Below are 24,566 nucleotides of genomic sequence, written 5' to 3' on the forward strand. Positions count from 1 at the left end.
TAGAGGAGTGATTCTCTTGTAACGCCCAACTTGATCGAAAGAAAAACGGTTGGTGTCAAGGTATTCCAGAAATGCAAACCACCGAAGGATTATTTCCAATAGGAGGCGAGCAACGATGTGAACCAGTAGTCTCCTGACTATTCGGTAAACCTTGTGACTTGTGTGTTTCTTCTTGAGCATATTGTTCCTGTAAGTAAAGATACAAAATCTATTTAGCTACCCAGCTTGAGTCGGAGCGGCATATGTTGAGTATTTGCATGTGTCGAAAAAGCATGTATATGTCCGGAATTCATTTATTTGATTTCTGTAAAAGCAAAAAGCTTCGCATGGGTCTCCCCTGCTTATTTTTTTCCATTATGAAAAAGAAAAAGGATTGGTTCAAGATTAAACGTTACCCCCACATAGGGCTTCCGTTGGACGTGCGGGATAGATATAAATGGATTGAGCCTTATATTACAAACCCTGAAAAGATAGCTAAGCATCGATTTTTACCCTTCATTCATAAATCACTTACATTTCGAAAATTTCGCAAAGTGTATTGTGAAAAAGATGGCAAGCTTGATCCAAATTACATAAAGGAAAGGAAAGCTTCGAGAAAGGCTGATAAAAAGGGTAGAGAGCTTTTTTATGCCAGTCATTTGGACACTTTAATTTTTAGCTATTATGCTTATATTTTGACTGATGCCTATGAAAAGAAGATCAAGGAGCCAATTTACGACCTATCAGAGGTAGTAAATGCTTATCGGTCTATTCCGGTAAATCCATTAATCATCGATGGACCAAATAAGTGCAATATTGACTTTGCCAATGATGCATTTGAATTTATCAGATCATATGAAGAGGAGGAATTTGTGGTCATTGCCTTTGATATTTCTAGTTTCTTTGACAACCTAAACCACAGGCTTCTTAGAGAAAGATGGGTACAAGTTTGGGGGAATGTTGATGGGTTGAAAAATGGCGAACTCCCCTCAGATCATTTTAATGTTTTCAAGAATATCACTAGATTTAGTTACATTGATATCGTAGATATATTTGAGGAATTTAAAGATAGAATTATTACCAGGAAAACCAGAAAAGATGGTTCATTTGGTCCTGTCAAGGAAAAGCCTGTAAAGAAGATTAAATACCTCAGGAATCAAAATGCTTTGGCTTTTTGCAATCTAAAGGATTTTTTAAAAGTAAAGGGTAAGTTGCTTCAACCTTCAAAGACTAAAAAGCTGAAAGATGGAAGAGTTGTGCCAAGAAATTTTGGAATTCCTCAAGGATCACCCATCAGCTCAGTACTTGCAAATATCTATCTCTTGAATTTTGATAAGGCTATCAATGAATTTGTGAGATCAAATGGATTATATAGAAGATATTCAGATGATATCATAGTCGTCTGCCCGAAGTCAATGAAATCCGACTTAGAAAATCTGGTTTACTCGGAAATAAAAAAAGTTTGTTTGAAAATACAGCCCAAGAAAACACAGGTTTTTCATTTCAAAAGAGATGAGTCCAATCAGCTTATATGTGGGCAAGAGTTTGAAAATGGGATTAATTGGAATAAAAACCTTCTTTATCTCGGTTTTGAGTTTGATGGTCAGTATTCCTTTTTGAAATCTGCCAGTCTTTCTGGATATTATCGGAAAATGAAGAAAAATGTCAAAAGAGCAAAGCATTTTGCTTCAAAGCGATATTCAAAAACCAAAGGAGAACTTTTTAAAAGGAGGATCTTCAAGAAGTTTTCTTATAAAGGAGCAAAAAGGTTTAGGAAATGGGTGTGGAATGACAAAATATCCAAATTCGAAAAGTCCGATTATTATAACTATGGCAACTTCCTTACATATGCTAAAAAAGCTGCTGAAAACATGAATAACAACAAAATCAGAGGGCAGATAAAAAGACACTGGAATATTTTGAATGATTTGATCAAAAATTAAAACTTATAAGATATGGCCATAAAAGGAGAAAAATACCATATGATAGAAGTAGAAAGTTATTTACCAACGAGTACATCCGGATTGCACGGGAAAGTGCATATACGGCCTGTTCCAGGTCAGGCAGGATTTCCTCCGGATTTGCATGTGCAATGTTCAAAAGATTTGAGCAAGGAATATCCCGTAGGTACTAGATTCCTAATAAAAGGGAAATTGAATGATTTACAGGGTGGAGGCAAATTTATCTATAGTTCCTATCAATGGGCTTATGAGGTTATATCAATTGGAAGCGGACCAGTAATTAAATATTAATGGAACGGATAGACTTTAATCAGGAAGAAATTGAAAAAATTTTTAAAGAGGCTGAAACTAAGCTCTTTTCAGAAAGTATAATCCATTGGTTTTCTTACGAAAAGCCTTTTGTTTGCTCGAATGGTACAGAAGTGAATTTATACTAAAATTGATGTTATTTTTCTCTTAAGCGGATATTATTGACTTTGTAAAGGATTTGTTTATTATTATTGACAGTTAGATGATTATAAACTAGATGATTATTTAAGTTTGAAACCTGCTAAAAATTTCTTTTTTTGTAGTCCCAGAATCAATCTCCTGTTAGGATTAAAGTAGTTTGAAGTACAATGATCTTAATGGATTTTCCCAGCATAGAAAAAAACAAAATGACAAATTATTACGAGATTCTTGGTTTATCCCGAGATGCATCACAATCTGAAATTAGAGAAGCATATAGAAAGCTTGCCTTTAAGTTTCATCCAGATAAAAATAATGGTGATATATATATTGAAAACTTGTTTAAAAAAATCCAAAGGGCTTTTATTGTTCTAAGTAATCCTGAGGAAAGGTATAACTATGATATTTCATTTTTCGGATCTAGTCAATCAATCAAAAAACCGGAGATTATATTTTTTAATTCAGATTCAATTGAAGTTGGGGAGAATAAAAAAGAGATTACATTTTATTGGGATGTAAAAAATGCTACTACAATTGAATTGAAGCCATTTGGGAATGTTGATTCTTTTGGGAAAAAGACAATAAAATTCAATAAAATGAATAGGCCTAGCTTTGAAGTATTCCTTAACGCAACAAATTCATCAGGTACGGTAAATCAGGTCATTCAATTAAAAAATGAGAGGTTAAAAAACGTGGATGTTTCGAGAGGCAACATTTATTCAACAACTTATTCTAGTACAGGATATCGATCATTTGATTCTGAAAAAAAGAATCAAAATTCTCAACCCGATAACTTAGCTTCTATAGGTAAAAGGGTTGGGGCTTTATTTATCGATGCTTTAATTCTATCCGTTTTTTTTAATGTTATTTTTGGTTTGTCTAGGGATGAAAATCTCAAAGCACTGTTGCCGATTTTTGCGGTTATTTACTTCACATTTTTTGAAAGCTCAAAGCACCAGGCGACACTTGGAAAGATGCTTTTTAGAATCAAGGTTATAGATCTTAATGGTAATAGACTTTCTCAATTAAACTCCCTAGGTAGATCATTAGGCAGGGTTCTATCAGGAATGACCTTATTAATAGGATATATTATGGCAATTTTTCGAGATGATAATAAAACCCTTCATGATATCATAGCTGAGACTTTTGTAGTGGAGGCTCGATGAAGTATTTTAAACGAATTGATTTCAAACTCGCAATAAGCAACCTAAACAAACAAATAGATTATGAATATCGATAAATTTATTCTTCCAAGATTTAAAAGATTTAGAACAGTACATATTGGTATAAAACGATTATTGTTTGTACTAACTTTTCCAATTTTTATTACATCTATTCTTGCCTTTATTTATTGTTTATTTGAGATGTATATTGGACCAAGTTATTTAGATGCTGATGTAGGTGCAGGGATTTCGTTTGTTTTAGCATTATCTTATCTTGTATTTTGGACTTTGGTTCGTATTGTTATATGGGTTTATGATGGATTTGTTTCATAATAAATTCCTTGGATGTATAAGTCTTAGGGATATTTTTCTTTCTCTTTGAGTGCTTTGAACTGATTGCTTAGACACTACTTATAAAGAGAAATATCAGATGTTTTTGGTTAGCTTGGGATTCCAGAAGTTCTCCCAAATTTAAAAGAGACAATCAGCTATGCATGCAAAGAGAAAAACAGAATGGTTGTCCCTGTGCCTAAAGCTAGCAAAAATTAAATTTCCATATATGGTTTGCCAATAATAAATGCTTCTTCATGTTTATACTCTGATAAAATTGAATTTTTGTAAATAGTTTCTCAAAAAACACAAAAACCCCTCCAAAATTGCTTTTGAAGGGGTTTGTTGTACCCAGGGCCGGAGTCGAACCGGCACGCCCGAGGGCATTGGTGTTTGAGACCAACGCGTCTACCAATTCCGCCACCTGGGCAGGTGAATTATCCATTCCTTGCTGAATGGGATGCAAATATGATTACTATTTTTTTTCTGTGCAAGCCACTCAAGGGAGTTCCACCATTTTTTTTGCACTAAAAGCACTCGGTTTCTCTGCAAAAAGAGGCTTCGTTACAGCCCATACGGACTTAAATAATTCAGAATCACGATATTGATTTAAGGCGGCTTCGTCGTCCCAAAAGCTATATGTCATGAAAATATTTTTAAAATTTTCATCTTGCCACAATTCCAAATGATGACAGCCAGGGAAATTGCGTATCTTTTCTTTGTTCGCATGAAAATTTTCTAAAAATTCTTCCACTTTATCCTCCTGAAAAGTCATTCTTACAACTCTTGTCAGCATTTTATTCAGCAGTTTCAAAATTGATGTAAATAGGCGTATCTAGTCTCAAACCTAGCAATTCTGAACCATTGCCATGATTGATTCCAATTTCTAGTAATTCTAGACTATTGAAGAAAGCGAAGCAATCGCCAGCCTCGACATTATCATAGGACTTATTGATGCGGGTCAGGACTTCCCTGCTGAATTCTATCGTAAATTTCCCTGGGTTAAGTTTTTCGAATACCTCTTTGGTAATGTTGGTGATCAAATTACCGTAATTATCTACCCTTACCACATGTCCAACAATTTGTTTTTTTGTCGCCTTGAATTGTCGTGACATCATTTTTTTCATCTGCATCAATGGCCCTCCAAAGTCATGAATAGCTGCTCCAGATGCTACTTTTGCTGCAATAGGCGCTAGGATATCTTTGGCTGGAAAAGTGCTGTCTTTGAGATGGATGTCAGCAAACTGTACGATGATTCCAGGGTCATAATCAGCTAAAAGACTTAAGACTCCATTATTTGGCCCAATGAAGATGTGTTCCTCTAATTTGATACCTATGAATCCATCAGTCATATTACTAGTGCCATTGATAGCAACTAAGTGTACGGTACCTTTTGGGAAATCCCGAAATACTGCTCTCAGGATAAATCCTGCATGGGCTATATCATAGGTGTTGATTTGATGCGAAATATCTACAATGTTCAGTTGGGGGTTGATGGATAACATTTTCGCCTTCACCGCCGGAACATAATAGTCCCCTTCTCCGAAATCTGAAATGAATGTTACCAGTGCCATATAAGCAAGTCTATTAAAATTTTATATTTTTGTAGTAGGTGTGAACAAAAATAGGGATTTTATCCTTACACCTTAAACAAACTCTAAAATCAAATTCAATAGATTGGTAGAAAAAGTAATTACTTTAGAAAATATCTCACTGCTGGACTTTTTGGGATCTGGAAATGAGAATATACGCCAGATTGCAGCAGCATTCCCGCAAAGTAAAATTGTTTCCCGAGGAAATGAAATAAGGATTCAAGGTCGTGCTCCAGAGATCCTCAGAATCAATGACGTCATCAATATGCTTTTACAGCATTTCAATAGATTTGGTCACATTACTCCCGACCATGTCAAAGAATACATTTCCCTTGAGGGTGTTCCCTTTGAGGAAAATCAAAAGAACGATGTCATCGTTTATGGTAACAAAGGGCTTGTCGTCAAACCTAAATCTGCAAATCAGAGGAAATTAGTCGAAGCTTCTTTCAAAAATGATCTTGTGTTTGCTCTTGGTCCTGCAGGTACAGGAAAGACTTACATAGCAGTAGCATTAGCAGTCAGAGCGCTCAAAAATAGAGAGGTAAAAAGAATTATAATTACCAGACCTGCGGTAGAAGCTGGAGAGAATTTAGGTTTTCTTCCTGGAGATTTACAAGAGAAGCTTGATCCTTATTTGAGACCAATCTATGACGCACTCAGTGATATGGTTCCTTCTGAGAAACTGAAGTTTTATCAGGAAACCAGAGTGATAGAAATAGCTCCTTTAGCTTATATGAGAGGTAGGACTTTGCATGATGCTTTTGTACTTTTAGACGAGGCGCAGAACACTACCAGTGAGCAAATTAAAATGTTTCTCACTAGGATGGGGCCAAATTCAAAAGTGATCATAACGGGTGATCAATCTCAAGTAGATTTGCCAAAAAGACAGAAGTCTGGCCTTTCAGAGTCACTCAAAGTTTTAAAAGATGTCAAAGGAATAGGTGTGGTGAATTTGAGCGGCAAAGATGTGATTAGACATAAATTAGTCAAGTCTATCATAGAAGCTTATGAAAAATCAGAAGCAGATAAAAAGTATGAAAGTGATGAATATCTCCGTAGAAAAGGTAAAGACGAAGGAACAGCTTGATACGATTTTCAAAATAAGGGAAATCGTCTTTGTAATAGAGCAGGAAGTCGATCCTGCAGAAGAATACGATGAATTTGAAGCGAGTTCTACACATTTCTTAGCTACAGTCGAAGGTGAGCCTGCTGGGACAGCTAGATGGAGATTTACCAAAAACGGCGTCAAACTTGAGCGCTTCGCAGTATTGAAAGAAATGCGCGGCAAGGGTGTAGGTCAAGCTTTGGTTCAGGCAGTATTAGATGATATTACTGTGTCTGAGCAAGCAAAAGGCAAGTTGCTATACATGCATGCCCAACTGCCAGCCATCCCTCTTTATTCAAAATTTGGATTTGAAAAAGTTGGCGAGATGTTTGAAGAATGTAACATCTTGCATTATCAAATGGAAAGATATTTGTAGTTTTGAATCGTTTTCGCACAATACATAAATTTTAAGATCATGAAAAAAATATTACTTACAGTTTTTGCACTTTCTTTTTTTGCTTCTATATCTTTTGCACAGGAAGAAAGAGCACACAGTATTGGTGAAGTGAAATTGAACTTCCTGAATACCATCCTTCTTGGTTCGGTAGAATTGGGTTACGAACATTTTCTTGGGAAAGATCAATCCATAGCCATAGAGGCACATTTCAATGATAGGTTTGCTTATATCTCGACTCCTGATGGAAGAGATTTCAACGCTACATCACTTCAAGTTTCTTACAATTTTTACTTTGATAGTGAAACTGACGGCCAGGTATATATATTCCCTTATTTCAAATATAGATTTGGAGATTTCTCAGAATCAGTAGATCAATCTCAACCGCTCATCACGAGTATGAATAGTGCGATTCTAGGTCTGGGCGCAGGATACAAGTGGGTATTCAATGATCAGTTTGCAATGGGGCCATACGTATCCATTGCAAGGGGATTCAGTGAAGAGGTAAATGATCGTTTCTCAGCGATTGAATTCAAGGCAGGATTCTCTATCGGCTATCGGTTCTAAGGATCAAATTAGTCGACTAAAAATACATGAAAGGGAGCTTCAGGCTCCCTTTTTTTATTTTATTGCTTAATTTAAAGCAAAGCTTTAGTCGGATGATTTTTAGTGAGTTTCCTTTTTTACGACACACCCTTTTTTTGATTTTAGGGATATTACTCTACCAAGTTTTGGGGAGTCAATACTTCATATTGTCTGTTGCTTTTTTGGTTTTTATCTACTTTATATATGCTATTTTAATCATTTGGAATAGGTTGAAAAAGCAATATAACTTTCGAATACTGATTCCTCTTTTTGCTTACTTACAATTGATTTTGTTAGGCTATGTGATTACTTATTTGAAGGATTTTAAAAACGATGCCGATCACTTGATCCATCAAAAACAAGAAATCAAAGGTTATATAGCGGTTGTACTTGGAAATGATGAAGTCAAACCAAATTCCATTGCCAATAGACTTCGGATGATTGAGCTCATTGATGAAAGTTTCAATCCAATCGCTGTTACAGGAGAGGTTTTGATTTATCATCGATTAGAGCATGGCTTGAAATCAGGCGATTTGGTTTTTGTGGTGGGGGAACCTGAGTTGCTAACTCCCCCAACCAATCCAGCTGAATTTCATTATCAAAGATTCATGCAAAGGCAGCAGATTGCGCACAGGCATTTTGTTGGAAATAGAATTCTCAAAATCGGCTACCGAAGTACACAGCCAGTGGAAGACTTCTTTTTGGATATAAGGTCTGCCATTATAGCCAGTATTGATGCTAAATTTCGAGACACCCAGGCCAAACAAGTCGCTCAAGCCCTTTTGCTAGGGCAAAAGAAGAACTTAGAAAAAGAAGTTAGTGAGGCCTATGTGACAGCAGGTGCCATGCATGTGTTAGCAGTATCCGGATTACATGTAGGGATCATTTATGGATTCTTTTTCCTTTTTTTCAAACCTTACCGAATGAAGCAGGGAGCGAGGATTGTCTATCTCAGTATCATCATTCTTATCATCTGGGCTTATGCAATGTTGACCGGAATGTCACCTTCAGTGATGCGGGCAGCGACCATGTTTTCTCTGATGGCACTGGCTCAGATGAAATCTAGAAGCCCCTCTATTTTCAATGCGATTGCACTATCAGCATTGCTTTTGCTGATTTTTGATCCTTTTTTAATCTATTCAGTGGGTTTCCAGCTGTCCTACCTGGCATTGATTGGAATTATTTTGATCCAGCCCATTTTGGTTTCTATTTGGATACCAAAGTGGAGGGTAGTGGAATATATTTGGCAAATCAGCATGGTGGGATTAGCGGCTCAGTTGATGACATTTCCCATTTCGACTTATTATTTTCATGTGTTTCCTACTTATTTTCTAATATCCAATCTGGTGGCAATTCCAGGCGCATTCTTGATCATGTCTGTCGGTATTCCGATGATGTTATGTTTTCAGGTTCCGGTTTTAGGACAATCACTTGCTTGGATGACAGAGCATCTCATCTCTTTTGTCAATTTTCTGATTTTTGGAATTCAATCCGTTCCTTATGCGAGAATTTCTCATATTAACCTCAGCTCGGAATTCATGATCTTCTATTGGTTGATACTTGCTTTACTAATTTCGCTCTTCTTGAATAGAAAAAAATGGATGCTCTATGTAGGTTTCGTAGCTATGTTTATTTTTGGAGGGTATCAAGTGATTCATGCTTTAGTAAAAAATGAAAAGACCTTGATCTTTTACGAAGTAAGCGATGGGATTGCTTTGGACTATGGTCAAAGCTATTATCTTGATTTTGGTGTGCCTGAGGCTGAATTATCCTTCAAGGTTTTTCCCAATCGGTCATCAAGCCTAAAATCATTAGAACCATTAACTGTTTTTTTGAAAGGAGATTCTTTGGTAATTCCTCTTCCAAAACTGAAGCAGCCAATGTACTTTTATCAAGGAGATTGGTTGAATCAATCAGATTTCTCCATGAATCAATATGCTTGGACTGGGGATGCATGGCGGGAATCAAACAAGAATGAATTACAACCTAAAATTCCAACTGCAAGGAAATTGGTATTTAAATAGGTCTTACTTTGGACATGCAAAAGTTCTGATCTATATTTCCAATAAGTGCATTTTGATATAAACCCAAAAGAATATATACACCATGAATCAACCTATACATCAAATTGTCAAAGAAAGGGTAGGGTACCTGATCCTCAATCGACCAGATAAGCGAAATGCCCTCAATGCAGAGATGGTCACAGCAATGAAAGCAGTTTTGACAGATCTTGAAAATAATCCCGAAGTAAAAGTGATTGTGATCAAAGCAGCGGGGAAGGTGTTTTGTTCTGGTGCTGACCTCGCTTCTTTACAACAACTCCAAACCAATACTTTTGAGGAGAATCTTCAGGATAGTAGGCATCTCAAAGATTTGTTTTATCGGATTTATACTTCCCCAAAAGTGGTTATAGCGCAAGTTCAAGGACATGCTTTGGCGGGAGGTTGTGGTCTAGCTACTGTTTGTGATTTTTCATTTGCCGTACCTGAAGCCAAGTTTGGTTATACAGAAGTGAAAATCGGTTTTGTCCCAGCAATTGTTAAGGTATTTTTGATCAGAAAAATTGGAGAGGGGAAAGCCAAGCAGCTTTTGTTGGATGCTGACTTGATTACGGCAGATGAGGCACAGGCTTTTGGGTTGATCAATTGGGTGGTGGCAGCAGAAGACTTGGAAGATCAAGTTTTTGCCTATGCGCAGAAGCTTGCCAATCAAAACTCTGGAATGGCCATGGGACTTACAAAAGAGATGATTAGTCGTGTGCAGGAAAAGACCCTCGAAGATGGCTTGGAATATGCTGCAAGCATGAATGCCAAAGCGCGCGGGTCTGCTGATTGCAAAAAGGGGATTGCTGCATTTTTGAACAAGGAGCCTTTGAGCTGGTAAATGAAAACTAAAGCGATACAGACACTTCAGAAATTTTTTGGCTATCAGGATTTTCGTCCTGCGCAGCTAGATATTGTTTTGACAGCAATGTCAGGGAAAGACTGTGTTGCATTGTTGCCTACAGGTGGTGGTAAATCTATTTGTTTTCAAGTGCCTGCTTTGGCACAGGAAGGAGTCTGTCTAGTAGTAAGTCCTCTTGTCGCACTCATGAAAGATCAAGTGGATAATCTCCGAAAAAGAGGAGTATTGGCTGCTGCGGTATACTCCGGTATGAGTAAACGAGAAATCGATACAACCCTGGATAATTGTGTCTATGGGAATTATAAATTTTTGTATGTATCTCCAGAGCGCTTAAAAACTGAGATTTTTATTGAGCGATTCAAGCGAATGAATGTGTGCTTGATAGCCATAGATGAAGCTCATTGTATCTCGCAGTGGGGCTATGATTTCAGACCTCCATATCTTGAAATTGCAAAAATCCGTGCTTTTCACCCTGAAGTGCCCTGTCTAGCACTTACTGCGTCAGCAACACTCAAAGTAAAGCAAGATATCATCGATAAGCTGGAGCTGAAGGATCCGGCAGTTTTTGTAAGGTCTTTTTCTAGGAAAAACTTAAGCTATGCTGTTCGGATGGTGGAAAATAAAATAGAAAAGGCCATTGAAATATTGAATAGAATTCCTGGGTCTGCCATTTTTTACACTAGAAATAGAAAGGGGACTAAACAAATCGCTCAGGAGTTGTATAGACTAGGCCATTCAGCCACTTTTTACCATGCGGGATTAGATGTTGCTACGAGAGAGCTTAGGCAGCAAGAGTGGAAGAATAACCACATACGAATTATGGTCGCTACCAATGCTTTTGGGATGGGGATTGACAAACCTGATGTCAGGCTGGTGATTCACCTTGATCTACCGGAGAATTTGGAAAACTATTACCAAGAAGCAGGCCGTGCAGGAAGAGATGAACTTAAGGCTTATGGGGTTTTATTGACCAATGAGCAAGATATCGAAACATTGATTCAACGAGCAGAGATTGCTTATCCTCCTCTTGATTTTCTCAAAAGAGTCTATCAATCCCTAGCCAACCAATATAGAATAGCAGTAGGCAGTAGCTTGTTCGTTAGTTATGATTTTGATTTGGGGGATTTTTGCAGCACTTATCAATTGGATTTGCTGATGACCTACAATGCATTGAAAGTCTTACAAGAAGAGGGTTTTATTGAGCTCAATGAAAGTTTTTTTGCTCCATCTAGCATTCACTTCTTGGTAGATCAATCCAAATTGTATGAATTTCAGATAGCAAATGCCAAGCTTGATCCTCTAGTCAAAGCCTTACTCAGGACTTATGGAGGTGAATTATTTATGGAATACATTAAGATTCAAGAAGTGAGATTGGCAAAGCAACTTCAGCTCTCTGAATCAGATTTGGTTAGGCAACTTGAGCTACTTGACCAATTCAATATTTTGGCCTACAATAAGCGCAAGGATAGTCCACAGGTCACTTTTCTGACGCCACGCTACGATGCTGGTAAATTACCATTGAACACCAAAAGAATTGCCGAGCGTAGAGATAATGCAAAGTCCAAAGCAGCTTCAATGATTGCATATATTGAAAATACGCAACTTTGCCGAGCCAATCAGATTTCTACATATTTTGGAGAAGAAACTGATCATTTTTGTGGTATTTGTGATGTCTGTATAGAGCGTCGCAAGGCTACATCAGATAGAGATGATCAGCTCAAATCCAAGATTATCCAAACTTTAAAGGATGGAAAGGAGTTTTCTTTACAATCACTACCACATGTTGGGCTCAAAGATGATCAAGAGACGGTGGACTTACTCAGAAATTTGGAAGATGAGGGGAGGATCGTGTCAGAGCCTAATGGAATATACAAATTGAAAAAATAATGGCTTCATTTATAGATGATTTGCTGGGGAAGTTGTTTCCCAAAAAAAGCACTTCGATCAAGCATAAGGAGAATTTTACCCAGACGGAAGAAGCAATCGCTGATGTCACAGCTTGGGCTCAATCTACTGAGGGAAAGAATTTACTCAACTTGGTGAAGAAAAATTACCACTTCAAAACATCTGGTATGAATGCGAGCCCAGAGGTTCATATCCTCAAATCTCCTTATGCCAATGGTTTTGCGGTAAGCTTTGAAAGACCATTTGATGAGAAAAGTTTTTCAAAAGTTTTCTTTGCTTTTGGCCAACGAATGTTAGATTTGGGATATCAAAAAATCAGTCTGGACCGCAAATTCGAAGAGATTAATGAAGCGGTGAAGATGACTGAGAAACAATATTTCAAGCCTCCCCTCAGCAATGCTGATTTCAATGAAAAAATAGATCAGCTTTTCGGAAATGTAAGTATAGAGAAAATCAGTGTCAACGATAAACCTAGCTATTTGAAAGTTCTCGTCACGGTCTATTCGGATTCCCTCTATAAGGACGCGACACCTTTTGAGGATTTTATAGACGACTTATTTGAAAATTAATATCCAATGGATAGAATATTACTGAGACAAAGTCTCGAAAATTACAGAACACCCTTTGAAGAAGAGTCTGCTTTTGTTTCAGAGTTTATAGCATTGACTTTCGAGCAAGATGCCTTCCTTCGATCCAGGTTGAGTGGACATTTTACTGCTTCTGCTTGGGTAGTGAATAAAAGAAGAACACATACACTGCTCACCCTTCACCGAAAGCTTAATCGCTGGCTTCAGTTAGGAGGCCATGCAGATGGAGAAGAAAATCTTCTGGAAGTAGCCATGAAAGAAGCTCAGGAAGAAAGTGGATTGACTTCTCTAAGATTTGTTGGAAATGGGATTTTTGATATTGATAAGCATATTATTCCTCAAAAGGGAGACGTTCCAGAACACTACCATTACGATGTGCGCTACCTGATTGAGGCAGAGCTCAACGAGCCCTTAACCTTGAGTAGCGAGAGTATGGATTTGGCTTGGGTACCATTTGATACAGTAGAGGATGTAATAGGTTACAATCCATCCATTTTAAGGATGTTGGAAAAAACTAGTCGATCTGAATACGTAATTTAAAGTTGATGCACATAACTAATTTTGGGGAGGTTAAGGCCTCCTTTGCTTTTTCGGAGCTCATACAAATCCGTTTTTCGGACATTGATGGATACCTGCATGTAAATAATGGCATTTATTTCAATTACTTTGAGCATGCCAGAGCGATGTATCTTTACAAGGCCTGCAATTGGGACATCATGACCATCGGTACCGTGGTAGCTAATGTGAATATTGATTATAAGCGACCCATACATTTTGGAGATCAAGTAGAAGCCTTTGTACGTTGTATCAAAGTGGGTAAATCGTCATTCGCTTTGGAGCAGGTGATAGGAGGAATTACGCTTCAAGGGGAGGAAGTTATTTTTGCAACTGCACTTACGACAATGGTTGCGGTGGACATGAAGACGATGAAGCCAGTACCCATACCACAAGACTATGCTTCAAAGTTGAAAAATACCTCTGCCTAGCAGGATAATTCCTTATCTTTGCCAAAAAATTCTAAAGACGTGAAGCATTTATTAATAGGATTGGTAATTCTGACCTTTATGGGAGCGTGTGGTGCAAATGAGCAGGAGTTGTTTGATCAGGGTGTAACGCAGCTGGAAGCCAGTGAGTATAACAAAGCAATTGGTTATTTTGATAGAGTGATCGAGAAAAACGAGTCTAATACCTCTGCGCATAACGCCAAGGGAGTGGCATATTTCCAGCAAGGAAAATTTGATGAAGCTATAGTTGCTTTCACTACCTCCATTAGATTAGACTCTAGTTCTTATAAGCCATTTTTCAACAGGGGTAATGCTTACTTAGAGAAAAAAGCATACAAAGAAGCGATCAGAGATTACAATTTCGCCAACGGCCTAGATCCTCAGCAATTGGATATCTACTATAATCGTGGTTTGGCACTTTTGGCATTGGAGGAGTATGAAGATGCTATCATGGATTTTGATATAGCCTTACAAGCCAATCCAAACCAAGCATTGGTGCAATTCAATAGGGCAAAAGCGCAGCTTGGGAATAATGACCCGCTGGGTGGAATGGAGTCTTTGATTAATGCCATCAATTTAGACAGTAATAATGGTCCAGCCTACTACTTGCTGGGTGTCACACAAATGAGTGCATTGGGTCAAAAGGAAGAAGGCTGTGCCAATTTAAAAATGGCCCTAAGTCTTGGATATAAAGAAGCTCAAACTTGGGTAGATGACTTTTGTCAAGACTAATGGCTGAGATTGGTAAAGATATCATCAAAGCCAAGGCAATTTTAGATGCAGGTGAACTGGTGGGGATTCCTACTGAGACAGTTTATGGCTTGGCAGGTAATGCCCTTCAAGCAGATGCAGTAGCCAAAATCTTTGAAACCAAAAATAGACCAAGCTTTGATCCATTGATTCTTCACACATCTTGTTTGGATAAAGTCTATGATTTTGTGAAAGAAATCCCCGAAGTTCTGAAGGATCTAGCAGAGGCTTTTTGGCCAGGCCCTTTGACCTTATTGCTACCAAGAAAGCCCAATGTGCCTGATTTGGTAACTAGTGGTTTGGAGACTGTAGCTGTTCGGATTCCTTCTCATCCATTGACTAGGTCCTTATTGACTTCTTTAAATTATCCGCTTGCAGCCCCTAGTGCCAATCCATTTGGCTACATCAGTCCTACCCAAGCTTCACATGTCAATGATCAATTAGGTGATAAGATTAAATACATCCTGGATGGAGGGTTTTGTGAAGTAGGTTTAGAAAGTACCATTGTGGGTTTAGAGGCTGGAGAAGTTACTGTCTATAGATTGGGGGGATTAGATTTGACGTTGATTGAGGATATTGTGGGTCCAGTGCAAGTCATGTCCCACTCTTCTAGTAATCCCAAAGCACCAGGCTTATTGAAAAGTCATTACGCTCCAAGTAAACCTTTCATCATAGGAGATATAAATGACTTGGTTGAGAGATATCATAAAGAAGGACTAGATTTTGCAGTAATGACATTCAAGAAAGATTTCTACCAAGTTGCGGAAAGGAATAAAATTATCCTCAGTCCACAAGGAGATATGAAAGAAGCTGCCAAAAATCTATTTGCAGCCATGCGGATTTTGGATAGCATGGATGTTTCCGTAATTTTATCAGAGCTTTTGCCCAACGAAGGTTTGGGTAAAGCCATCAATGACCGGCTCAAAAGGGCTTCGATACAAGTGTAGAACTCAAATTCTAAAAAACCTTATAAAACCATTAATCATGAACAAAAGAATAAAAAGCGTCGATAACCTAGATTTTTCAGGAAAGAGAGCCTTGATCAGAGTAGATTTTAATGTCCCATTGGATGAGCATCAGAATGTGTCAGATGCAACGAGGATCTCAGCAGCTATTCCTACCATTCAAAAGATCCTAAAGGATGGTGGATCGGTGATTTTGATGTCGCACTTAGGTAGACCTAAAGATGGTCCAACAGATAAGTATTCACTTCGCCACGTAATTTCTGAATTACAAAAGCTATCTGGAACTTCCGTGAAATTTGCTCCAGACTGTATCGGACAAGAAGCAAAGCAACTTGCGGCTGGTTTGAAGCCAGGCGAGATTTTGTTGTTAGAAAACCTTAGATTCTACAAGGAAGAAGAAAAGGGAGATGAGGATTTTGCTAAAACGTTGGCTTCTCTAGGTGATGTATATGTCAATGACGCATTTGGAACAGCACATAGAGCCCACGCTTCTACCGCAGTGATTGCCAAGTTTTTTGACACCAAAGCAAGTGGGTACTTGTTGAAGTCTGAGTTGGAAAATGCGGACAAAGTGATGGAAGAGCCGCAAAGACCTTACACAGCCATCATGGGTGGAGCGAAGATTTCTGACAAGATTTTGATCATAGAAAGACTTTTGGACAAAGTAGATAACCTGATCATAGGAGGAGGCATGTCCTACACTTTTGCCAAGGCACAAGGCGGACAAATCGGGGACTCCTTATGTGAAGCTGATAAGCTTGACTATGTTTTAGAGTTGATGAATAAGGCTAAATCTAAAGGGGTCAATCTAATTCTTCCTGTAGATACAGTTACTTCTAAGGCCTTTGCCAACGATGCTGAGCAAGGACTGGCTGTAAGTGGTGAAATTCCAGATGGCTGGATGGGCCTAGATATTGGTCCTGAGACAAGAAAGCAATTTGCAGAAGTTGTCAAGAAATCTAAGACTATTCTGTGGAATGGTCCAATGGGGGTATTTGAAATGAGCAGTTTTGTTCATGGTACTGTGGCTATTGCAGAAGCAGTCGCTGAGGCTACACAAAGCGGTGCTTTCTCTTTGATCGGAGGTGGAGACTCTGCTGCGGCTGTGAATAAGTTTGGGTTTACAGATAAGGTATCTTATGTATCTACTGGAGGAGGAGCCTTATTGGAGCATATGGAAGGAAAGGTGCTACCTGGCGTGGCGGCTTTGGAGCCATGAAATAAAAGTGAACAAAAAACTATCTGATTGTAGCTTATAGTAAAAAGTCTAATCAGGAATTAGAAATATCAAACATAAAACACCGTCTAGCGATCACGTTAGACGGTGTTTTATGTTTTAAAAGGGAAGAAAATCCAAATTCTAATTGATTTTCAAGGCAATTTTTTAATTTTGAAAGAGTTAAGCATGGGGAAAATGAAAAGACTAATAGTTTTTGCTTTATTAATTTTAACGGTGAGCGCTTGTACTGAATATGAGAGTTTGGATGGGCCTTGCACTGTTTTTTTGAAGGAGACCGATGAATTCGGTAATCAGCTTTCCTATGTGATTGATCAAGATGTAAGGAGAAATAAGAAAACAGGAGTATTCACATACAGAGAGTTGCTTGAAGATGGCAGAACTAGACTTTGGTCTATCATGCGAGAGGCCGAACCAGATGATGATGGTTTCTATCGGTATTTTTCAAAAAGTCAGGAAGGTGGTGTCAAGGAAGTTGACTTTGTACAATGTGGAGATATATTTTATTTACTTCCGGAGGAAGATGATGAAGATTGATTTTGAGATATAGACCTAAAAAAATCAAAAAAACGAAGAAATTGAATTTTCTGTGATTAGGCATGATTACAAAACTATTTAACCTTTGGGGTTTCAAAAACCCCAAAGGTTTGTTGCTTTTTGAGATTTACTTACCTCTAGAGTCTACATCTTTAATGAACTTGATTAGCCCCTCGAAGAATACTTTTTGATCATCATACTGAGCTAAGTGACTACCATCTGGACAAAACAAGTATTTCCCATCTTTAACTTCTGTAGCCATCCATTCCATGTGTTTGGGGTCCATGGTGTCATGGCCTGCACCTATGACTAGGGTAGGTACTGAGATGTTTTTGAGATCTGCTCTTCTATCCCAGCCCTTGAGCGTAGCACCTGCCGTAATACCAAATTCAGAGTGCCCCTGCATGTACACATAGATATTTGGATTGACATGGGTGAGTGATCTGATCACTGCTTCTGGCCATTCATCAAGTGGCATGCGCAATACATGGTATTGATAATGATGCTCCATCAGAAGAGCTTCATAGCTTGGATTGTCAAAATCTTCTTCTTCTTCTATTCTCAAAATCTCCTTGAAAACTTCCTCTGGCATTTGTGGACCAAGCACTTCTTTGGCATATTTTTCATATTCATCCAGACTAGCCATCATATTGGAAATGATCAGCCCTTTGAGTTTGTCTTGGTGCTTGAGTGCATATTCCATAGCGAGCATACCTCCCCAAGATTGACCAAAAAGGTAGAAATTATCCTGGTCCAATCCCAGCGCGGCTCTTACTTGATCGACTTCATCCACAAATCGGTCTATGGTCCATAATTCTTGGTCTTCAGGTTGATCAGAATAATAAGAGCCTAGTTGGTCGTAATAGATGAATTCTATTCCCTCAGCAGGGAAATACCCATCGAAGCAGGAGTACAATTCATGCGTCATACCAGGGCCTCCATGAAGTAAGAGCACCTTCATTTTTGGATTATTTCCTACCCGTTTTGTCCATACTTTGAATTCACCCTTGGGTGTGGTGATAGGGATCATTTTTATTCCTCCTTCAAACTGATCGTCACGATTGGAGAAGTCTAGGTAAGCATCGGTTGATATCCTTTCATTTTGCGTAGGAGTTGTGCATTGCAAAAGGGAAATGGACAGAACTAGAAGTGTAATCGATGATTTTTTCATAAGGATTGTTGGTAGGGTGGAGAATTGTATAGGTATTCAATAATAAGAACTGAATGTACTCAAAATCGTGCTTTTATCCAATGTCAAAATCTGGCCAGCAGGAATTCAGTTGTTGGGGCGTATGTTTGACGAGCCAACCATGATCAAAGCCAGTTTTGCTTATGAACAAGCTACCAAGCATAGGAAATCACCAGAATTTAAATAATCATTCTAAAGAGAATTATGGATAAGAAGAAAATTTTAGCTTACTACTTTGATAGAATAGGAGATAAAAACTTCGAATTGGATCAAGTTTAAAAAGTAAGCCTTACGTATGCTTCTCTGTCATCTGACTCTTGGTTTTGGAGCTTGAGGTAGAAGCCTGAAGGTGTAGCGAATCCCCTTGGAGCAAAATCAGCAGTAGAAAAATCTAGTTCTCCCAAGTATTCCAAGTCGAGATTCATCAGGATAAAACTATTTTTGGAATTGAATTGCTTCTCGACGACTTCCTGAGAGATGATCAGGTGGCGTAAAATCAGTTTTTGGTAATTATCCACCATCAGCGACTTGTATCGGCTAGTTTCATTGGATGGTTGGAATACTGTATATTCTCCTCTGCTTTCAGTTTTTCCTTTCTGAAAGATCAATGGGTGCCTGCTTCCTGAATAGACCCAAGTCTGCTTTCCTCCTTTGGATACTAGGAGTGAATCTGTGACAGGAAAACCTATCAAATGTTGATCAGAGCTTGAATCGTAAGTATGAAAGTATACCCCTAACTCTGGGTCATCCAAATGATCTTGGTATGTTTTAGGGAAGTTGAACTGCAGAATAGGCTTAGCGCTTTTTTCCTTAAAATCAAACGCCCAAACCCAATCTTTGTAGGGGAGTAAAGGTTCTTTTAAAACAAATGGGACATCTGTCACGATCAATCTTTTATTTGCTTCATTCCAATGCATCAGGTTAGAGAAAGCATTGAAGTTAGCTGCCATTCTATCACTAGGAAGATCTGGAAGTGGGATTTTTTGAATCATTTTTCCACTCAAGTCGGTTTGAATGATTTGCTTCTGATCTGAAATAAAAAATATACCATCTTTTGTGATCAAGTTGCCTGCGATAAATCCACCTATCCCATCAGGACCTTCTTTTTCAAAAGTAACTTTCTCTACCAATACTCCTGAGCTGTAGTCATATTTCAGCAAGCTACTGCCCACAAACCCCAATAAAAATTCAGCAGCACCACTTTTTTGGTAGGTGAATAGTTGGGGTAAGGATTTGGTTTCAAGGTCCTTTTCCAAATACAGCGTGTCTTGGATGTAAGCCTTCAGTTCTCCTTGGTAAGACATGGTCATGTCTGTACTATTTTGAGTACAAGAGAAAGCAACTGCGCCTATCAATACAAGCCGAAAGGATAGAAGACTGTATTTCATGGTTTGATCTTGTATTTCAATAGGATAGGGTCTTCCTCATCATTGAGTTGTTCAATTGCAGCTTCGAGTTTATCGTTATATTTCCCAAATATTTTCGACTTTACGGCAGCTTCAACAGCTTCAGGATAGAGTACTTCGTAATAGTAGCCATCTTTGCTATACCCTTTTCCATTGATTGAGGAACCGAAGGCACTGGCCAAGTGGTATTTCATACTAGGGTAATGGATGTATAAATTATAAATCGGGAAGCTTGATAAATCATCTTCATCAATAGCTTCATTCTTTTTGATGCCAAAAATCAAAATTCTAATCATGTCTCCTGCGGTCGTAAGTGCCCCTACGTTGAAGCTAAATTTTTGATTGGTGATCACAGTTTCAAAAAATTCATCAGCGTCTGATCGCATGGAGATGGGGAGGTTATTGTCAGCTAGATTGATCGCAACCAAAGGCCTGATACTGTCTTGAAAGTGGTATAAAGTATCTGATGCTCCGAAATTTAGCGCGAAGGAGTTATCAGATAGCGCTCCTATTTGTCCCTCAACCAAGTTGGAAGTCACCTCCCAGGCTTTTGGGTAAAGCGCCTCTTTTTCTTTGGTGGCCTCGTTGAACAGGTAGAATGGATGATACTGATTGTTTTCATCGTTTTCATACCCTAGATCTGAGACAATCAGCCATCGATCTTGATCGATTTTTTTGAAGTCAGGGATAAAGGGGATTTCTAAGCCCTCCATTGTTTTGGTTCCCATAAACTCAAAAGTCTCTTTGTCATACAGCTTGGCAGATCCTCTTTGGTCCCAAATGGCAATTTTGCCATCATACCAATCCAAGCCATTGAGAAATGGATACTCTTCAGGTCCATTGCCTTGCTTTTTGAATGTTTTGAGGTACTTGCCACTCTTATCAAATACGTGAATAGAAGCATCCTGATAGTCACCCGTAGAAAAGTAAAGGTGCTCATCTTCTAGTATGAATGCTTGATTATAGGAAAGTTTCAGTGGGTTTTCATCTGGAATGATAAAGGGGATAAACTCTATAGCTTCAATGATTTCATCCATGGGTTTGATTTCCGCAGCTGTGATATTGAGAGTTTGGAAAGTCGTAGTGGCGTCTTTGTCACTGCTACATGCTGCTAGGATGGTCAAAGTAATCACCCACGCGAAAGTTAAATTCTGATTCATCTTGATTAAAAGTAAGTTGAGAAAACTAAAAATACTTACCTAGATGGTTTAAGCAAAATTTTTCCTTGTTTTTTTATTATTTAAAAAAACACCCTGAGAAATTAAGCTCAGGGTGTTTTGTTTTTATTGATATAGCGATTGGTTACTAACCGATATTTAGTTCAACCCCATTCGGGGTTGTCCTATCCATCTCTCACTTTGATTCCCGGGTAGCAACCCGGGGTTCCGCCACGGCGGACAAGATAATTAAAGTTTAACCACTTCGTGGTTGTTATTCTTAGATTCAAGATAACCTGTTTTTAAGATTAAGCTTTATTTTTACCTGCACCCAAATATATCGCCGAAGGCTTATATCTATGTATATCGCGCAGTATATATCACTCTCTACCTCTCTCGATGACAAAAACTTATCAGCTATCTATTTATCTTCTCCAAGAAATGGATATCTGTAATCCACTGGAGAGACGAAAGTTTCCTTGATTGTTCTTGGAGAAACCCATCTGAGTAAGTTGATCATAGATCCGGCTTTGTCATTGGTTCCTGAGGCTCTCGCTCCACCAAATGGCTGCTGACCTACTACTGCACCTGTTGGCTTGTCGTTGATGTAGAAGTTGCCCGCTGCATTTCTCAATTTTTGAGTAGCCAATTCGATGGCATACCTGTCTGTTGAGAAGATTGCGCCAGTCAAGGCATAAGGAGAAGTTTGATCTACCAACTCCAATGCTTCTTCGAAATGCTCTGCATTGTACACATAGATCGTCAATACTGGACCGAAGATTTCTTCTTGCATGGTCGTGTACATCGGGTCTGTGACTACCAAGACAGTAGGCTCGATGAAATAGCCTTTAGATTTGTCGAAATTCCCACCTGCGATCACTTCTACACCATCCGCTGATTTGGCATCAGTGATGTATTTGGAGATCTTATCAAAAGCTTTCTCGTCAATGACTGCATTGATGAAGTTGGTAAAGTCTTCTGTTGGCCCCATTTTCATGGAAGCGAGGTCTTCAAGCAAGTATTTTTTTACATCACCCCATAGGTTGCTTGGAATGTAAGCTCTTGAAGCTGCCGAACACTTCTGTCCTTGGAACTCGAAGGCTCCTCTGGAAAGTCCCACGGCTACAGCTTTTGGATTGGCGGACTTGTGTGCGATTACAAAGTCTTTTCCACCTGTTTCTCCGACGATTCTTGGGTATGATTTGTATTTATAGATATTGTTACCGATGGTTTTCCAGATATTTTGGAATACGCCAGTAGAGCCTGTAAAGTGGATTCCTGCAAAATCAGGATGATTGAATATCACCTCCCCAGTTGTAGGTCCATCTACATAGATCAAGTTGATCACACCATCAGGCACACCAGCTTCCTTGAATACATCCATCAAGACTTTGGCTGAGTAGATTTGCGTGTAGGCAGGTTTCCAAACTACGGTATTGCCCATCATGGCAGCTGAAGTAGGTAGATTACCTGCGATTGCAGTAAAATTGAATGGAGTCAATGCGAACACAAAACCTTCTAAAGGTCTTTGTTCTACTCTGTTCCATACACCATCACCAGATACAGGTGGTTGCTGCCCATAGATCTCTGTCATGTATTTGACGTTGAATCTAAGGAAGTCGATAAACTCACAAGCTGAATCAATTTCTGCCTGGAAGGCATTTTTTGACTGCCCAAGCATGGTTGCTGCATTGATTTTTGCTCTGTAAGGACCAGCTAGTAGGTCAGCAGCTTTTAAGAAGATGGCCGCTCTTTGTTCCCATTCCATGGATTCCCAAGCTTCTTTTGCTCCCAAAGCAGCATTGATCGCTTGTTCTACATGAGATCTGTCACCTTCGTGAAAGTAACCCAGTACGTGCTGATGGTCGTGTGGGGGAGACATGGGCTTCTTTTTGCCTGTTCTCACTTCCTCCGAACCGATATACATCGGAACATCTACTTCCTGAGCTCTGAATTCTTTGAGTGTTTTTTGAAGTTCTATTCTTTCCGGTGAGCCCGGAGCATAAGATTTTACCGGTTCATTTTTAGGTTCCGGTACATTGAAAAAACCTTTAAGCATATCATTTGAGTTTATGTGATTTCTGAATGTGACAAATATAAGCAATGTGGCTTGGAATGCCTTTTTTATAGGGTTCTTTTATCTCGCTTGTAAATTCTATGAAATAGACGGTTATGTTTTATAATTAACTCTTTGACATAAAACATGAATTTATCAGAAATAGGAGGGAGTTTGTAGAATATTTATTTAGTTTTACTCCCATGTATTTAAGGAAGGTTTTATTGTTAGTCTCGGTTTTTATTTTTTCATGGCCATTGTCTGGAATCAGTCAAAATGACTCGAAAAGAGAGGCGATTTATCTAGAAGGGTTGGGGTCTGGAATTATTTACTCTTTCAACTATGATTGGAGATTCAAAGATCAAGCTAATGGATTAGGAGCTAAAGTTGGCTTGGGATATACCGCGATAGATGGTGTAAGGGTTACTACAATTCCTTTTGCGGCCAATTATTTACTAGGAAAGCGAAAGGGCTTTTTGGAACTTGGCTTAGGTGCCACTGTGGTTTTATTGGCACAAACCAATGCATCTGCCGCAAGTTCAGACCCTCGATTTTCAGGCAGTGGACTGATATTCAATGGGATTTTCGGTTACAGACGAGTAAGTTCCTCTGGGTTTTTGTGGAGAGCAGGTTTTACTCCGTTTTTTACTGGGGATCCTGCTGAACTTTTCGCTCCGCAGCTTTCGATTGGATATGCTTTTTAGAGAAAAATACCAGCTTTCGGACCAATGAAAATACCTCTTGTATTGAGCTTGCTATCTAAAAAGATACCACCCTCTATGCCTAGATGGACTTTGTTGGATAAGATCTTCTTTATACTGTAGGTTACTGGGAAATGAAGACCTACTTTGGTATCTCTTACCCAAGATAATCCAGTGTAAAGCCCCCTTTCTTCATCAAAATTTTGTGCTGCATAATATTCGTCTTTTTCTACAAACCCACCAAGTCCAAGTCCAACACTTCCTTCTAATTTTAAAGGGAGCTTTACTTTTCTTCTAAATGTAAAATATAGATGGTCAGTAATCACTGTTGCAGAGGTGATAAAGCTTCCAAAGGAAAGTGGTGTATTAGCTAAAGATACTCTTTCATAGTTGAAAACAGAATGATTGATGGCTGTGCCCATTTCCCAATTGTCATTTATTTGAAATAGCATACCAAAATTCATATTGAAGCCCATTCTTGGTAGTTCATATTCAACTTGGTTTGGTACTCTGTAACTCCCAAAACCAAGACTCAAATCTAAATTTTGAGCTGAACTACTTATTATCACGGCCTGGAATAAAAGGAAAGACAAAAGATATTTTTTCATAGGA

Annotated in this window: 26 protein-coding genes and 1 tRNA gene; 19 read left to right on the forward strand and 8 right to left on the reverse strand. The window is 38.6% G+C overall.

Translation table 11 applies throughout. The features are described 5' to 3' along the window. The first annotated feature begins 533 nt into the window (after positions 1 to 533). From CHB66_RS03065 to CHB66_RS16795, 4 genes are all read left to right on the forward strand, one after another. A complete protein-coding gene (locus CHB66_RS03065; RefSeq protein WP_212668431.1) occupies positions 534 to 1,922 on the forward strand; it encodes a reverse transcriptase domain-containing protein in 1,389 nt (462 codons plus the stop codon). A gap of 12 nt (positions 1,923 to 1,934) precedes the next feature. Next, positions 1,935 to 2,231, forward strand: coding sequence for a hypothetical protein (locus CHB66_RS03070; RefSeq protein ID WP_089237852.1), 297 nt, complete (start codon positions 1,935 to 1,937; stop codon positions 2,229 to 2,231). A 326-nt stretch (positions 2,232 to 2,557) separates the two neighbouring features. Beyond that, positions 2,558 to 3,553, forward strand: coding sequence for a DnaJ domain-containing protein (locus tag CHB66_RS03075; protein ID WP_141107358.1), 996 nt, complete (start codon positions 2,558 to 2,560; stop codon positions 3,551 to 3,553). A 60-nt stretch (positions 3,554 to 3,613) separates the two neighbouring features. Then, positions 3,614 to 3,883 carry a hypothetical protein gene (locus tag CHB66_RS16795; protein WP_141107359.1) on the forward strand — a complete coding sequence of 90 codons (270 nt, stop codon included), beginning with the start codon at positions 3,614 to 3,616 and terminating at the stop codon, positions 3,881 to 3,883. 345 nt (positions 3,884 to 4,228) lie between these two features. On the opposite strand, the gene CHB66_RS03080 is transcribed toward CHB66_RS16795, so the two are convergent. The 3 genes from CHB66_RS03080 to CHB66_RS03090 all read right to left on the reverse strand — a co-directional run bounded on the left by CHB66_RS03080 (position 4,229) and on the right by CHB66_RS03090 (position 5,454). After that, positions 4,229 to 4,310 (reverse strand) — tRNA-Leu (locus tag CHB66_RS03080). Between the two features lie 69 nt (positions 4,311 to 4,379). Next, positions 4,380 to 4,676: a putative quinol monooxygenase gene (locus CHB66_RS03085; RefSeq protein WP_076500196.1), complete on the reverse strand. Its 297-nt coding sequence runs from the start codon at positions 4,674 to 4,676 to the stop codon at positions 4,380 to 4,382. Position 4,677: 1 nt separating this feature from the next. Next, positions 4,678 to 5,454 carry an SAM hydrolase/SAM-dependent halogenase family protein gene (locus CHB66_RS03090; RefSeq protein ID WP_089237856.1) on the reverse strand — a complete coding sequence of 259 codons (777 nt, stop codon included), beginning with the start codon at positions 5,452 to 5,454 and terminating at the stop codon, positions 4,678 to 4,680. Between the two features lie 103 nt (positions 5,455 to 5,557). On the opposite strand from CHB66_RS03090, the gene CHB66_RS03095 reads away from it, so the two are divergent. The 13 genes from CHB66_RS03095 (at position 5,558) to CHB66_RS03155 (ending at position 17,445) form a co-directional block, all read left to right on the forward strand. After that, positions 5,558 to 6,559, forward strand: a complete 1,002-nt coding sequence (locus CHB66_RS03095; protein ID WP_089237858.1) for a PhoH family protein — start codon at positions 5,558 to 5,560, stop codon at positions 6,557 to 6,559. Further along, positions 6,516 to 6,953, forward strand: a complete 438-nt coding sequence (locus CHB66_RS03100; protein ID WP_089237860.1) for a GNAT family N-acetyltransferase — start codon at positions 6,516 to 6,518, stop codon at positions 6,951 to 6,953. Before CHB66_RS03095 ends, CHB66_RS03100 begins: the two co-directional genes overlap by 44 nt. A 39-nt stretch (positions 6,954 to 6,992) precedes the next feature. Beyond that, complete coding sequence (locus tag CHB66_RS03105) at positions 6,993 to 7,538, forward strand: DUF3575 domain-containing protein (protein ID WP_089237862.1); 546 nt, start codon at positions 6,993 to 6,995, stop codon at positions 7,536 to 7,538. A gap of 92 nt (positions 7,539 to 7,630) precedes the next feature. Beyond that, positions 7,631 to 9,580 (forward strand): ComEC/Rec2 family competence protein, encoded by a 1,950-nt coding sequence (locus CHB66_RS03110; RefSeq protein WP_170932417.1) that lies wholly within the window; start codon positions 7,631 to 7,633, stop codon positions 9,578 to 9,580. An 82-nt stretch (positions 9,581 to 9,662) separates the two neighbouring features. Beyond that, complete coding sequence (locus tag CHB66_RS03115) at positions 9,663 to 10,439, forward strand: enoyl-CoA hydratase/isomerase family protein (RefSeq protein WP_089237866.1); 777 nt, start codon at positions 9,663 to 9,665, stop codon at positions 10,437 to 10,439. After that, entirely contained in the window at positions 10,440 to 12,347 is a 1,908-nt protein-coding gene (locus CHB66_RS03120; protein ID WP_089237868.1) for a RecQ family ATP-dependent DNA helicase, read from the forward strand. After that, the gene (locus CHB66_RS03125) at positions 12,347 to 12,934 is read left to right on the forward strand and encodes a hypothetical protein (RefSeq protein ID WP_089237870.1); all 588 of its coding nucleotides are present in this window, start codon (positions 12,347 to 12,349) and stop codon (positions 12,932 to 12,934) included. Before CHB66_RS03120 ends, CHB66_RS03125 begins: the two co-directional genes overlap by 1 nt. A 6-nt stretch (positions 12,935 to 12,940) precedes the next feature. Beyond that, complete coding sequence (locus CHB66_RS03130) at positions 12,941 to 13,492, forward strand: NUDIX hydrolase (protein ID WP_089237872.1); 552 nt, start codon at positions 12,941 to 12,943, stop codon at positions 13,490 to 13,492. 5 nt (positions 13,493 to 13,497) lie between these two features. Then, entirely contained in the window at positions 13,498 to 13,938 is a 441-nt protein-coding gene (locus CHB66_RS03135) for an acyl-CoA thioesterase (protein ID WP_089237874.1), read from the forward strand. Positions 13,939 to 14,016: 78 nt separating this feature from the next. Further along, on the forward strand, positions 14,017 to 14,688 hold the full coding sequence (locus tag CHB66_RS03140) for a tetratricopeptide repeat protein (protein WP_089237876.1): 672 nt from the start codon (positions 14,017 to 14,019) through the stop codon (positions 14,686 to 14,688). Further along, entirely contained in the window at positions 14,688 to 15,653 is a 966-nt protein-coding gene (locus CHB66_RS03145; protein WP_089237878.1) for an L-threonylcarbamoyladenylate synthase, read from the forward strand. The genes CHB66_RS03140 and CHB66_RS03145 overlap by 1 nt, the downstream gene beginning before the upstream one ends. A 37-nt stretch (positions 15,654 to 15,690) precedes the next feature. Next, positions 15,691 to 16,890 (forward strand): phosphoglycerate kinase, encoded by a 1,200-nt coding sequence (locus CHB66_RS03150; RefSeq protein ID WP_089237880.1) that lies wholly within the window; start codon positions 15,691 to 15,693, stop codon positions 16,888 to 16,890. A gap of 195 nt (positions 16,891 to 17,085) precedes the next feature. Next, positions 17,086 to 17,445 (forward strand): membrane lipoprotein lipid attachment site-containing protein, encoded by a 360-nt coding sequence (locus tag CHB66_RS03155; protein ID WP_141107360.1) that lies wholly within the window; start codon positions 17,086 to 17,088, stop codon positions 17,443 to 17,445. Between the two features lie 127 nt (positions 17,446 to 17,572). Here CHB66_RS03155 and CHB66_RS03160 read toward each other — a convergent pair whose 3' ends face one another. Next, entirely contained in the window at positions 17,573 to 18,616 is a 1,044-nt protein-coding gene (locus tag CHB66_RS03160) for a proline iminopeptidase-family hydrolase (protein WP_089237884.1), read from the reverse strand. Positions 18,617 to 18,683: 67 nt separating this feature from the next. Here CHB66_RS03160 and CHB66_RS16865 point away from each other — a divergent pair, with 67 nt between their 5' ends. Next, a complete protein-coding gene (locus CHB66_RS16865; RefSeq protein ID WP_170932410.1) occupies positions 18,684 to 18,821 on the forward strand; it encodes a hypothetical protein in 138 nt (45 codons plus the stop codon). Positions 18,822 to 18,909: 88 nt separating this feature from the next. Here CHB66_RS16865 and CHB66_RS03165 read toward each other — a convergent pair whose 3' ends face one another. The 3 genes from CHB66_RS03165 to pruA all read right to left on the reverse strand — a co-directional run bounded on the left by CHB66_RS03165 (position 18,910) and on the right by pruA (position 23,256). Beyond that, complete coding sequence (locus CHB66_RS03165) at positions 18,910 to 20,022, reverse strand: DUF4221 family protein (protein ID WP_089237886.1); 1,113 nt, start codon at positions 20,020 to 20,022, stop codon at positions 18,910 to 18,912. Beyond that, positions 20,019 to 21,200, reverse strand: a complete 1,182-nt coding sequence (locus CHB66_RS03170; protein WP_089237888.1) for a 6-bladed beta-propeller — start codon at positions 21,198 to 21,200, stop codon at positions 20,019 to 20,021. The genes CHB66_RS03165 and CHB66_RS03170 overlap by 4 nt, the downstream gene beginning before the upstream one ends. A 418-nt stretch (positions 21,201 to 21,618) precedes the next feature. Beyond that, positions 21,619 to 23,256: an L-glutamate gamma-semialdehyde dehydrogenase gene (gene pruA, locus CHB66_RS03175; protein WP_089237890.1), complete on the reverse strand. Its 1,638-nt coding sequence runs from the start codon at positions 23,254 to 23,256 to the stop codon at positions 21,619 to 21,621. A gap of 200 nt (positions 23,257 to 23,456) precedes the next feature. On the opposite strand from pruA, the gene CHB66_RS03180 reads away from it, so the two are divergent. Beyond that, positions 23,457 to 23,957: a hypothetical protein gene (locus tag CHB66_RS03180; protein ID WP_089237892.1), complete on the forward strand. Its 501-nt coding sequence runs from the start codon at positions 23,457 to 23,459 to the stop codon at positions 23,955 to 23,957. Here CHB66_RS03180 and CHB66_RS03185 read toward each other — a convergent pair. Then, entirely contained in the window at positions 23,954 to 24,562 is a 609-nt protein-coding gene (locus CHB66_RS03185; RefSeq protein ID WP_089237894.1) for a hypothetical protein, read from the reverse strand. The genes CHB66_RS03180 and CHB66_RS03185 overlap by 4 nt on opposite strands. Between the last annotated feature and the right edge of the window lie 4 nt (positions 24,563 to 24,566).

It is taken from the genome of Belliella buryatensis (assembly GCF_900188245.1).
Lineage (GTDB): Bacteria > Bacteroidota > Bacteroidia > Cytophagales > Cyclobacteriaceae > Belliella > Belliella buryatensis.